The following is an 11794-nucleotide window of genomic DNA, read 5'->3' on the forward strand; positions in this document are numbered from 1 at the left end:
ATTTATAAAAAACACGAAATCTACGTACCTTGGTTTGAATGTTAAATAACATTCGTGAACCCATGATTACCAAGGGCGTACCTAGTATTACTAAGGGAAGAAGAAAAGGTTACTTCTCTCGAGACAAGATTCAGCAGGATTACAATGTGCTTGAAGGAGCGCGCCAAAGAATATTGTACCTTCTCGACAACTTTAGCCACTTTTATGTCTCGTTTTCCGGAGGGAAAGATTCTGGTGTTCTTTTGAACTTAACTATCCAAGAATCAAAAAAACGTGGCCGACTGCCTGTTGATGTACTCATCGTAGATTTCGAAGCCCAATACCACGAAACTCATGCTTTTATTGAGCGTATGGTACTTCGTGGCGAAGTAAACCCATACTGGGTTTGCTTACCGCTTAGTTTAAGAAATTCAATTTCACAATTTCAGCCTAAATGGCTTTGTTGGGACCCTGATAAAAAAGCGCAATGGGTCAGGGAAGTCCCACAGCATGAAGGTGTGATTTCTGCTCTTGATTATCTCCCGTTTTTTAATAAAGGCATGGAATTTGAGGATTTCGTTTTTAAATTTGCTCATTGGTACCAACAAAAGAAAGGCACACCAATTGCTGTACTCATTGGTATACGAGCGGATGAGTCTTTGCATCGTTTTAAAACTATTAAAAATCGCGCCAAAAAGAAATTTGATGATAAATATTGGACGACTCAAATGCAGGGTGACGTCTACATGGCTTACCCTCTTTATGATTGGAAAACTCCAGATATTTGGGTCGCGAACTCGCGCTTCAATTGGGATTACAACCGTATTTACGACTTAATGCATAAGGCCGGCGTCCCTCTTTCACAGCAGCGACTTTGCCAACCTTTTGGAGATGAGCAAAGAAAGGGCCTTTGGCTATATCAAATATTAGAGCCTGATACCTGGCAAAAACTGGTTGCCAGAGTAGAAGGGTGTAACTTTGGTGCTCGATACTCAAAAAGCCAGGGGCGTATCCTTGGTTATTATCGCTTTGAATTACCACCGGGACTTAGCTACCGGCAATACAGTAAATACCTTCTGAAAACCATGCCGCCACATGTAGAAAAACATTACCGAGACCGAATTTTTAAGTTCTTACAGTGGTGGCGTAAAAACGGTCCTCAAAAAGGAGTGACCTGCATCCCTGATTACGCAGAGAGTAAATTGGAATCTAGGAAGCAAGTTCCAAGTTGGAGAAGGATTTGTAAAGTACTGATTAAAAATGACTATTGGTGCCGAGGACTCTCTTTTGGGTACAACAAGTCCTTAGCAAAACAATACCATGCCCTCTATGGAGAAGAGAGTGATACGAATGGAAAGTGAACCTACTCTAGCTTATCAACGTCGCATCAAGAAGCCGTTGAAACCTATCAAGAACACGAACAAACAAGCCATTGACAAGGTCGCAATTTACAATAAAGCGGCCAAAGTACTCATCGAGCTTATTCCTGATTTACCGCCCGCTTGTCATGTTGAAATGATCCCACTTGATGAGATAGAAGCTAACCAATACAACCCAAATAAAATGGCGCCTCCAGAAAGTAAGCTCCTAAAAACGTCGATGGATAAAAATGGTATAACCATGCCTATTTTAGTTAATCGATTGAAGACATCCTTGAAAAAATACGTCGTCATCGATGGGTTTCATCGTTATCAATTATTGTTGAATCACCCTGAGCTACAAGTATTAAAGGGCTATATTCCTGCAGTGGTGCTTAGTTTGCCTGAAGAAAAGTGTATGGCGGCATCTGTTCGTCATAATCTTGCGCGAGGCTCCCATCAAGTAGAGCTCACAGCAGACCTGATCATTCAGCTTAAAGGAATGGGTTGGACGAATAATAAAATTTGTTACGAACTAGGGATGGACCAAGATGAGGTTTTACGATTGCAGCAGGTCACTGGCCTTGCTGCAGCCTTTAAAGATCAGGACTTCTCTCAATCATGGGAGTAATCACCTTTCTTCAGATGAAAACGATGACGAACGTTATTCGGTTCATGTCTAATTATGTGCCTAATTTAGTATGTAATTACTATTTTATTCTAAAAGCTAAGCGCTAGAGTCCTTGATTCTAGCGCTTTTTTTGATTTTAAAATTCTGCCCAACATTACGAAGCGGGTAGTGGTCATATAAAAAGCAATGTCGAACCAATGAAAGGTAACCATTTATGGATAGTACAAAACAGGTTATGGATAATGTGAAACCATCAATGACCGTGAAGACGCCTTCACTTATCGGAGGGGCGTGTATCGTCGCATGTATTTGCGTTGGTGCAGGTATGCTTGGGCTCCCAGCCGCTGGGGCTGGAGTTTGGACCATAGGGGCTTTAATGGCTTTGGTCTTCACCATGATTATCATGACAACTAGTGGCTGTTTGTTGCTCGAAGTTTTAAAAGATTACCCTTACCGGTCATCTTTCTCTTCCATAACGAAAGACTTGTTAGGTAAAGAGGTTAATTTCTTTAATAACCTAATGATTTACTTTGTCGGGGGGATCTTGCTGTATGCCTATATCACCTCTTCAGGACTAATTTTGAATGAATATTTTGGTATTGCCCCCCAACTGGCCTCCATCCTTTTCGTTTTTATCTTTTCTGGGCTAGTTTGGCATTCAACAAAAATGGTCGACCGTATTTCGATAGTCTTAATGCTGTTTATGATCATTAGCTTTAGCTTTGGCACCGTAGGCCTTTGGTTTAATGTCAACCTCAGTACTTTGCTTGATACTGCTCATCTGAAATTTGAGTATGCGCAATACGTGTGGGTCTTTTTCCCCATTGCCTTGACCGCGTTTGGGTACCAACATAGCGTCTCAACATTACGAGATTACTACCGTGAGGAAAGGCTTGCACAAAAAGCCATCATGGGCGGAACGATCATTGCTCTTTTTACTTACACTGTTTGGTTAATGAGTATTTATGGGAACTTACCAAGAGTAAATTTCGGACCTATCATTGCCGAAGGTGGCAATATAGACACCTTACTCATTAGCCTAAAATCTGTCTTAGCAGAAGAAACGTTATCAAATGTCATTAGCGCTTTTTCCGCGGCCGCTATTTTGTCGAGCTTTATAGGGGTTGGCTTGGGGGTATTCGATTTTTTAGCCGATTTATTCCAATTTGATGCGAGTTCAAAAGGCAGAACCAAAACTTGGGCGGTCACATTTATTCCGCCGCTGATTTTTTCTCTTCTCTTTCCTTTCGGTTTTCTAGCCGCAATTGGTTATGCCGCATCGGCCGCGGCTATTTGGGCGTGTATCGTACCGGCATTGCTAGCTAGAAAATCTAGGTTACAGAAAGCTATTTTTAACAACCAAGAAAATAACGACGAACAACATCAGCAAGCGAAACCTTATCGAGTACCTGGAGGAGAGTTGGTGTTGATTGGGGTATTCATTTACGGTGTGGGCATCATTGTTATCAACGTATTAGTCATGTTCGAAGCTCTGCCTGTTTTTAACGGCGTATAATCTTACTCATTCCTAAGTGGCACTCCGTGTCACTTAATCTTCCACCCAAAAACTTTTAAATTAGGGCTAGTGCTCCTCAACCTAGCGGTGACCCTGTAACGTTATATTTAACCTTTAGCTACCCGTGTATTTTTGCTTTTTCCCGTTATGTATCACGGGGGTAAATTCGGCATAAGCAACAGCAATTAACTGACATTGCTTTTGCTTACTAGTCTTCGTATTCGACAATATCAATTCTGAAATCAGATGGAACTGCGACTGCTTTATACAATTTGATATTCCTATCACCGATTGTGCTTTTGACTTTTAATTGGTCTTCAACAGACATTTTTTCGCCAATGATAATCGAACTAATAACATCTTCGCTCAACTGGTATTTGTTTTCAGGCATAACTTCATTTTCAGATACTAGCCGAAACTCTTCTTCGTAAGACCAAACTTCATTTTTAGTCGCAAATATCTCATTACCGTAAATAGATATATCAGTATTATTTTTCAATAAGTTAAGTACGTTTATCGTGAATGGTTTATCCAAGTAATCTACTGGACAGTAGCCGATATTGAGTGGTTTTTTTTGCTTATTGAAGTCATATTCAATACACATCCCTTTTAGACCATTAGCGTAATGACCCCAAAGCAAAGGATGATCGTTTGCAAAAGATAGGCTAAAGATTTTGTTATCTGATTTAACTTTGTGGATTTTGTCGTCTTGTAGAGGTTTTATCGTGTCCGATATCTTCTCAATGATGGAATACTTCGCCTCTTCATCTAACGTAGCCAGAGTTTTAAGAAATCCATTCTTAAAGTCTGCATTGGACATCTGATTCTTTTCTGCGTAGCTAAGGTAGACCTCAAGAGCATCGTCCATATTATCTAAGTTGATTCCAGAAATTATTTTGTAAAACAACTCAAAAGGATCATTGAAATCATCCACATGTGAAAACCACAATGTGTTCTCAGCGATTGAACTTAAACTGTATTTGTTAACTTCCCGAAATTTATACAACGGCTCAAAACGGCTCAATTCATAACTCCTAGCAATTTATGGAGGGCTCTTGCTTCAATACAAAAAAAAGCCTTTTATCAAGCTTATAGACATTGTCATCGAAACCTAGATAGAAAGACTCTGATAAATGAACCAGAACCTTCCTATACAGCACACTTACCCCATCGATTATATGTTGAGAAACTTTAAATAACAGTGGTTTATGTAAAGAGTTACATGATCTTAGCTATAGCACGAGCTATTTTCATTAAGTGAGTAGAAGTCTTGATTTCAAGCTTTGATTGAATCCCCAAAAGCGCAATCCCTGCTAGGATTTGTTGTGGCTTAACTATTTGTCCAGTTGGGAGTTCCATTCGGTCGTATAACATTTTGAACTGTTCCCGACCTTTTGCCATACGCATAAGCCTTTTACACTCAGGTGGTATCGGTTTTCCTTCATCCCAACCCGTGACATTCCTCACAGTTTTAAAACAGCGTTCAGCGACCTCTTCCTTGGTCATTTGGCACTCTAACTCTCGAAAAATGTAATTCTTACTCATTTCGCGATACTTAGGTGATAAAAGCCATAAATATAATAGGTTGCATTGGATTTGTAAGATTTACACCATTAAACATAAGGAGAAAAAGTACGCACTAAGGTATGTCTAAATAGTAACCCCAGCTATAGGCTGGGGCTAAAAAACGAAACGAGTAACAGCTAAGGCGCGACAGCAACGGCCTCTATTTCAATCAGGGCATTGAGAGGAAGTTTCGATACTTCGATGCAGGTTCTCGCAGGGAAAAAATTGGCGCCGTTCTTAATAAAGAAATCGTTATAAATTTCATTTACCACGGAAAAGCTCATCATATCGGTAAGGTAGACGGTTGTTTTCACTACATCTGACATGTCAGCGTCTGCATGGAGCAAAATCGCTCTCATGTTCTCTAGACACTGCACGGTTTGCTTCTCCAGACTACTTTTGACCAAAAGTCCTGTATGAGGACTCAATGGTAATTGACCTGAAGTGAAAATTAGCCCACCAGTGATGACCCCTTGAGAATATGGTCCGATCGCTTTTGGGGCTGCTTGAGTATCAATGATTTTGCGCATGTTTTCCCAGTCCTATTCGTTTTATATGTCTCAACCAAGCTATAGGATTAGCTGAAAAAACACTTATTATTTAGTCATAATTAAAAATAAGTTACTGATAGAAAAGAAAAAGGTGCAATGAATTTGCTTCATTTGTTTTGGGGCTTTGACGTGCGAAGCACGGACAAAGCCCACCATCTGGTTAACTAGCCCCTTCACTCACTAAAACCCTCGCTCGAGCTTTCGGCTTGGAATCGTTCTACTTGTTCAATGAAATCACAGAAATCCTGCTTACTTTCAATGTGAGAGCCCGATTGTTGTAACACAACATTTAAAGCCGACACCATTTGACCTACTGGCGGGTTAAGGGCAGCTAACCTTTCAAACAGTCGAACTAGTCGGGTATCTAATACAAATGCTTTCATTGCTTAACCTCACAACGTGTTTGAACCATCCCTTTATTCTGCGCTTTAGCTACACGTACTTTTTCAAACGCGCTCTGGCGGCCATTGGCCACTTGTTGTCGATTGAGTTGATATGTTTTCAACAGCTCTATTAGTTCTTTGCCTTGCGGGTTAGTTAAATACCAATGATTCGGCTCTGATTTCTTTAGAGATTCAGAATATTCCAGGATGCGAAAGCAATGATCAGCGAAGCCGATTTCATTGCCTCCACACCCCAAATCAATTCGACACCGATGCAGATGACCACCTTCAAACTTTACCGTTACTTCTGCTTTGTCGTAACCGCCTAATGGGTTATCTAGTGCGGCTTTGAGTGCGATGGCCTCAAAGATTTCAAACTCAAATTCTTCATCGGTTTGTAGCCTGGAAGATTCAGACCAGTGAATCAAAACTGACAACGGCGCAACCTTCATTGTTGTAGAGCCTGACGGATGCAACGGGGATACGTTGCTCGCTTTTGCGGGCTTAGTGCTGTGAGTGTGCAAAGAAAGGGAATGTGGCATGGTGTGCTCCTTGGGTTATTAGGGTTTCATCGTCGTTTTCGCCTAACTTCCCGACTGACGGCACGGTTTTCACCGTCAAAAGCGCGTAGCGTTCATTTTACTTTTGATGGTGAAGTTCTGCTGGCAAAGGATTAGAAGTGGCGCAAACGAGTCGCTGAAACTCAACCGAAGGACAAATAGAGCACAAGCCAAAGCACACTCAGACAGCACTTGGCCGCGAAAGTGAAAGCTTGTCTAGCCCTGATTGTGACCGGAACGGACAAGACAACGTAAAGCACGTTGTTTGTGATTGAAGATGGCTTGGTTGAGCCACCGAAGAGTGAGGAACGAGCGAGGAGGTTCGCGAAATAAAGCAGGTAGCCCGTAGGGTGCTTCAAGTGAAGAGAAAACTTTAGAAGGAGTTATCTTAAACTTTCAGCGTATTCCTGCATAACCCTAGCATTATCGCCCTTAACTTCGTGACCACATAACTCTCCGTTATTACTAATCAGGGGGCTAGAGTACGCAGGAACTACTTGTGTAGCATAGCTCATGACAGTGCCGTAATTCGAGCAACGATAAGCACCCGCGTAAGGCTTTACCTTGTTTATATTACCAGGGAAAACTTGCTCATTAATCCAAAACTTACCACTTTCAGTATCTGGCTGCTCATGCATAGCCCAAGCTAAGTGCCCAAATTCGTGTTCTAAAACGGTAACAGGAAATTTCTCAGATAAGACAATAAAGCTATCATTCATATTCATCATTGTCATGCCGTGAATCTCTTGCTCAAGGACGACAGGGTGATTCTCACCAAGAACGACCACATACTGCTCTATTGGGTTACTTCTAAGATGGTCAATTTCGGAAGCACCTACTTCTTCTTTTAAGGCAGAATGTAGAGAGGAAACAGATGAAAAACTCTTTGGCATAGATATAAATCGACTCTCTTTAAAAGAGCGAATAATAGGTACACAAGAGTTAGCTAATATTGTGTTAGACATTGCCACGGCTTCATGCAGTTTTCCGACAATTTCATTTTTATACACAACGGACTCATCAATATAAAAAGTGATCTTTGATTGAACTGGCTTGTTAATCTCACATTTAGGAAATATTAACTCAGGGCTAAGATTGCGCTGGCTTATCATAATGGCAAAAACACTCAGCAAACTACCCCATATAATAAATTTCTTATGACTTTTATTCATCATATTACACTCAAAGTTTTATTAATTATAAATTAAATTTATTTCATTTAAGAAACTACCACATAACGTCAGTTATACTAGTTCATTTTATATAATTTATTATTTAATTAATTAGTAATGGTCATTAAAATTATACTATCCTTGACGGTTAGATACGCTTTAGTATGGTAATCCCATCATGCTAATAGGTATATGACTAACTTTTACTAAGGAATATTATTATGTCTAAATTATTAACTGAAGAAGAAATGATGTTGATTGGTGGTGGTTGCAGTCGTGGACTTTCTAGGGCTTTAGATAGATACAGGGAAAATCGTAATAGTGCCGGGGCTAAAGCGGCACGTCGACCGGAAAGGCGCTGCTCTCAGCGCTAATACCTTTCGAGAGTATAGATATTATACATCTACTAAAGCGCTGACTAGTTAGCCAGTGCTTTATCTTAGTTCTATAGACAAAACCCAGAATAAAAGATTAACGACATGGTTAAATTATCATCATACATAATCTGTAAAAATGAAGAAGAGAGTATCAAAGATGCTATCCTTTCACTCTTCAATCATGTTGACGAAATAATTGTAGTAGACACTGGTTCTAAAGATGAAACTATTAATATAATCAAAAGTATCAAATCTAAATTAATAAAACTTTACCATTTTGAATGGGATGATGATTTTTCTTCAGCGAGAAATTTTGCTTTATCTCAAGTGAGCTATGAATGGGTCATTACCATCGATGCTGATGAAATAATAAAAGAACAGTTCAATCTAAAAGAAGTTATTCTTTCGGCACCAGAAGGCACCAACGCCATATGTCCTTACATAGTCAGTGTTACTGAAGATAAAAAGGAGAAAGGCTATTCCATTCCTAGAATGTTTAAGACATCAGATTTCTATTACTACGGGTATGTTCATGAACAACTAACGCCATACAATAGTAAAATACAATGTTTAAGCCAGATATATATCATACATTCGGGGTACAAAAATGATATAATAATAAATAAAAACAAACTTAAAAGGAACTTCCTATTATCTTTAAGTAACTACCAAGAAGATTTGTTTGATGAGTTCTTCATTATGTATCTAATAATCGACTGGACTTTATACATTAATTCCGATAAATATATAACCCCTTCAGATATTTTTAAAAAATTAACCAAAATTAATAATGAAAACTACTTCAAAAAGGCTATAGATGCCTTGTTAGCCCGGTATTTCAACGAATTAGATACCTTTATTTCCATTATGAGCTCCTTAGATAATCCAACAAAAATTAAAGCAATTAAATATATTGAGGTATGTGATGATTAAATTATCAACATGCATTATGACTGACCACCTATCACAGAGTATCAAAGAAACGATATCCAGTGTAATAGAACAGAGTAATGAAGTTGTAATACTAGCAACCAATTTAGTAGCGTACAATGCTCTTTCCTTACACTACTCCGGTTCAAAAATTAAAGTTTGCTTTCTAGAGTGGGTGGATAACTTTTCTCATATGAGAAACTACCTATCTAGCCTATGTTCAAATGACATTGTTTTTCATCTTGACTCTGATGAACGTGTAAGCTCTTCTTTTTTTGATGAGCTTTTCTACTTACTAGCTTTAGCCAACACAGAAAATACTGTATTTGAAGTTACAGTTGTAGACGAATCGGGCTCTGTTGCGCGTAACATCCCTCGAATTTTTAACAAGACACACTTTTGCTATTTCGGATTTGTGCATGAGATTGTAAGGCCCAACAATGACGCATTGCACTTCTCATACATATCTCTAAAACACTCAATTACACATCGAGGGTATTCTCTCGAGCAAATGAAAACCAAACTTATAAGAAATACACGACTTAACAAAAAGAACGTTAAAGAGTTCCCGACGGATCTAAGGTGGGTTTACTTTTCAATTAAAGAAGACTGCCAAATTGGTAACTATCAAAATGCTCTTAACTTTTTAGGGCAAGTTAAGAGTAATGAGAACCAAGATGACACTTATATCGCAGGTTGCTACTGTTATTTACTATTCTCACTGATTTTTTCGTCACGACTTACTGAGGCTAAAATTCTCCTGAAAACAGCAACACTTAACCAGAGTGATAACGATTACTTTGAGGCTTTGACTTTGCTCTATGAGGTAGAGGCTTATAAAGAACATATACAAGAAATTATTGCCAATATCACAAGCACTCACGGTTCCAGTATTGACACTAACGGCTTTCATATTGATATGCTTCGAGCAAAGTTAGAGATAATGAATCAAAACTTTTGTGAAGCATTTGCCTTGTTTGGTAGCCACAACTCTAGAGGTCGAGTAATGTCTCGCTCACTTGAGAGAAAGTTAGTGGAAGCTTTGGAGTCTTTATGAAGCTATTTTGCCAAAACTGCAAAAAGTACACTCCACATACCATAGAGCACGATCGATCTACCTCCTTCCTTGGAAAAATTTGTGAATTACTGCTTGGGGGATATGGTTACTCAAATTCATACAAGAATATAAAATGCAATGTATGTGGTACCCGCTATAACAAAGATTTACACGAAACTACATATTTTGATGGTGACGATAATAGCCTCTAAATCAAAGTTAACACGAAGCTTTTAATCATTAATATCGAGCCCAAAGTTAACAAGAACACAACCGCCCGGTAATTATTTTTATTGTCCGTCACTTCAGTACTACTCCGGCCACCTTGAGCAACCAGAGCACTCAGAACTAAGATCACAATGGCGCTGTAAGCATAGTAATCGCTTAACGAATACTGTTTGAAAGATGGGACTAAAAACCAAAGTACGCTTAAAAAGAGTAAGGCGATATTTAAGTAAATAAGTATAAGAAACATTCTTCTTGTTAACATTACTCCTCCCTAAACTCTCTTCGCTGATAATAAATAAAGAGCAAAAACAACACCAGATAACCCGCTTGCAGCGCAATAATACTAATGTCAACTGCCTCCCAAGGATTAAAGTGAAGCTGTGTTATCAAGTAATAAACAAGGTCATAAAGTAAAATAAACAAATTATGACCAGCATGAATGGCAATGACCACTTCTAAGCGGCGATATCGCTCAAAGACCCAGCATAAAAATATCCCTGACATAAAGGCGTAAAGTGCCCACTGATGTATTGAAGCGAATATTAGGCTTGAGAGTAATGCTGCGCAGGTAACCCCAAAAACGGATCTTAAAATAACAAACAACAAATAACGAAAGAGAAGCTCTTCTATCACGGGAGAAATAAACACACCGTCCATAACGCTGCTTAACACACTCAACCAATCAATCACACCATCATAGGCTGAAAACAAAGGCGTGAAATTGTAGGCTTGAGCCTGCCAATAGCCTGGAGAAAACCAATCAAAAACAATATATTGAATATAATTTGATACAGAATTCAATGAGATCAAACCAAGCAATACCAATACGCCTTCACCCCATGTACATGTGTTTCTAGGCCAAGAGGTTGAATACTGCTTCCAATGCTTATCTCGCCGAGCACTAATAAACAACGTGGAAAAAGCGATAACGGGTAACAAGTAGTAGGCGATAACGGAGTAGAGCACTCGATCCAAACTCGGATTAAGTGCCCACTCTCGGGTAATGAGCAGGTAGTAATCAAGCAGAATATAACTTGGAAAAAAATAACCTATATAGATTACCACCACAGCAAAGATCATTAACCGCATCGTAAATTACTCCGAAACCTAACGGCCTCCAATACGGTTACTGCCACCTTTGTCGTGGCGGTCATTCATATCGCTGCGCGAACGAGAACGAGCCTGTGCAGCACGATCTCCCGAGCTATCTCTTCGCTGGCGATATTCGCTATAACGAGCTCTTGCAACTGGTGCGTGTGCTCTATCAAGCGAATCACGGATCCAGCTTCCAATTCCACGACCAGGATTCCCTCCAACAACTTGCTCAATCTCATGAACAGTAGCTAATACTTTCATTGTTAAACTCTCCCTCATACATAAAACATCATAAAATCCACGGTTCCAAGAGAGAGCGGACGGACAACTGACCTGTCGGTTTAAAATCTGTTGCATTCCGACCTAACCTCCCTGCTTGGATGTTAAAAAT

Annotated in this window: 14 protein-coding genes; 6 read left to right on the plus strand and 8 right to left on the minus strand. The window is 39.4% G+C overall.

Annotated features, from left to right (window positions below):
• Positions 1–62: 62 nt before the first annotated feature.
• The 3 genes from AB6E30_RS19270 (at position 63) to AB6E30_RS19280 (ending at position 3484) form a co-directional block, all read left to right on the plus strand.
• Positions 63–1340, plus strand: a complete 1278-nt coding sequence (locus tag AB6E30_RS19270) for a DUF3440 domain-containing protein (RefSeq protein ID WP_029236519.1) — start codon at positions 63–65, stop codon at positions 1338–1340.
• Positions 1330–1968, plus strand: a complete 639-nt coding sequence (locus AB6E30_RS19275) for a ParB/RepB/Spo0J family partition protein (protein ID WP_017061987.1) — start codon at positions 1330–1332, stop codon at positions 1966–1968. The genes AB6E30_RS19270 and AB6E30_RS19275 overlap by 11 nt, the downstream gene beginning before the upstream one ends.
• 214 nt (positions 1969–2182) lie before the next feature.
• On the plus strand, positions 2183–3484 hold the full coding sequence (locus tag AB6E30_RS19280) for an aromatic amino acid transporter (RefSeq protein ID WP_372104889.1): 1302 nt from the start codon (positions 2183–2185) through the stop codon (positions 3482–3484).
• 208 nt (positions 3485–3692) lie between these two features.
• Here the strand turns inward: AB6E30_RS19280 and AB6E30_RS19285 are convergent, their stop codons facing one another.
• The 6 genes from AB6E30_RS19285 to AB6E30_RS19310 all read right to left on the minus strand — a co-directional run bounded on the left by AB6E30_RS19285 (position 3693) and on the right by AB6E30_RS19310 (position 7719).
• Positions 3693–4508, minus strand: coding sequence for a DUF2971 domain-containing protein (locus AB6E30_RS19285; protein ID WP_017061989.1), 816 nt, complete (start codon positions 4506–4508; stop codon positions 3693–3695).
• A 194-nt stretch (positions 4509–4702) separates the two neighbouring features.
• On the minus strand, positions 4703–5029 hold the full coding sequence (locus AB6E30_RS19290) for a regulator (RefSeq protein WP_372104891.1): 327 nt from the start codon (positions 5027–5029) through the stop codon (positions 4703–4705).
• 158 nt (positions 5030–5187) lie between these two features.
• Complete coding sequence (locus tag AB6E30_RS19295; RefSeq protein WP_017061991.1) at positions 5188–5580, minus strand: Rid family detoxifying hydrolase; 393 nt, start codon at positions 5578–5580, stop codon at positions 5188–5190.
• A gap of 194 nt (positions 5581–5774) precedes the next feature.
• The gene (locus AB6E30_RS19300; protein ID WP_017061992.1) at positions 5775–5984 is read right to left on the minus strand and encodes a hypothetical protein; all 210 of its coding nucleotides are present in this window, start codon (positions 5982–5984) and stop codon (positions 5775–5777) included.
• Complete coding sequence (locus tag AB6E30_RS19305; protein ID WP_017061993.1) at positions 5981–6526, minus strand: LPD25 domain-containing protein; 546 nt, start codon at positions 6524–6526, stop codon at positions 5981–5983. The genes AB6E30_RS19300 and AB6E30_RS19305 overlap by 4 nt, the downstream gene beginning before the upstream one ends.
• A gap of 401 nt (positions 6527–6927) precedes the next feature.
• Complete coding sequence (locus tag AB6E30_RS19310; RefSeq protein ID WP_017061994.1) at positions 6928–7719, minus strand: hypothetical protein; 792 nt, start codon at positions 7717–7719, stop codon at positions 6928–6930.
• 218 nt (positions 7720–7937) lie between these two features.
• Here AB6E30_RS19310 and AB6E30_RS19315 point away from each other — a divergent pair, with 218 nt between their 5' ends.
• The 3 genes from AB6E30_RS19315 to AB6E30_RS19325 all read left to right on the plus strand — a co-directional run bounded on the left by AB6E30_RS19315 (position 7938) and on the right by AB6E30_RS19325 (position 10080).
• Positions 7938–8090, plus strand: a complete 153-nt coding sequence (locus tag AB6E30_RS19315; RefSeq protein ID WP_156168086.1) for a hypothetical protein — start codon at positions 7938–7940, stop codon at positions 8088–8090.
• Between the two features lie 105 nt (positions 8091–8195).
• A complete protein-coding gene (locus tag AB6E30_RS19320; RefSeq protein WP_017061995.1) occupies positions 8196–9026 on the plus strand; it encodes a glycosyltransferase family 2 protein in 831 nt (276 codons plus the stop codon).
• Positions 9019–10080, plus strand: a complete 1062-nt coding sequence (locus AB6E30_RS19325) for a hypothetical protein (protein ID WP_017098141.1) — start codon at positions 9019–9021, stop codon at positions 10078–10080. Before AB6E30_RS19320 ends, AB6E30_RS19325 begins: the two co-directional genes overlap by 8 nt.
• Before the next feature lie 489 nt (positions 10081–10569).
• On the opposite strand, the gene AB6E30_RS19330 is transcribed toward AB6E30_RS19325, so the two are convergent.
• On the minus strand, positions 10570–11397 hold the full coding sequence (locus AB6E30_RS19330) for a CPBP family intramembrane glutamic endopeptidase (RefSeq protein ID WP_017061999.1): 828 nt from the start codon (positions 11395–11397) through the stop codon (positions 10570–10572).
• A gap of 18 nt (positions 11398–11415) precedes the next feature.
• The gene (locus AB6E30_RS19335) at positions 11416–11664 is read right to left on the minus strand and encodes a hypothetical protein (protein ID WP_017062000.1); all 249 of its coding nucleotides are present in this window, start codon (positions 11662–11664) and stop codon (positions 11416–11418) included.
• Positions 11665–11794 lie beyond the last annotated feature (130 nt).

The sequence above is a fragment of the Vibrio sp. 10N.247.311.12 genome, from assembly GCF_041467515.1.
Classification (GTDB): Bacteria; Pseudomonadota; Gammaproteobacteria; order Enterobacterales; family Vibrionaceae; genus Vibrio; species Vibrio crassostreae_C.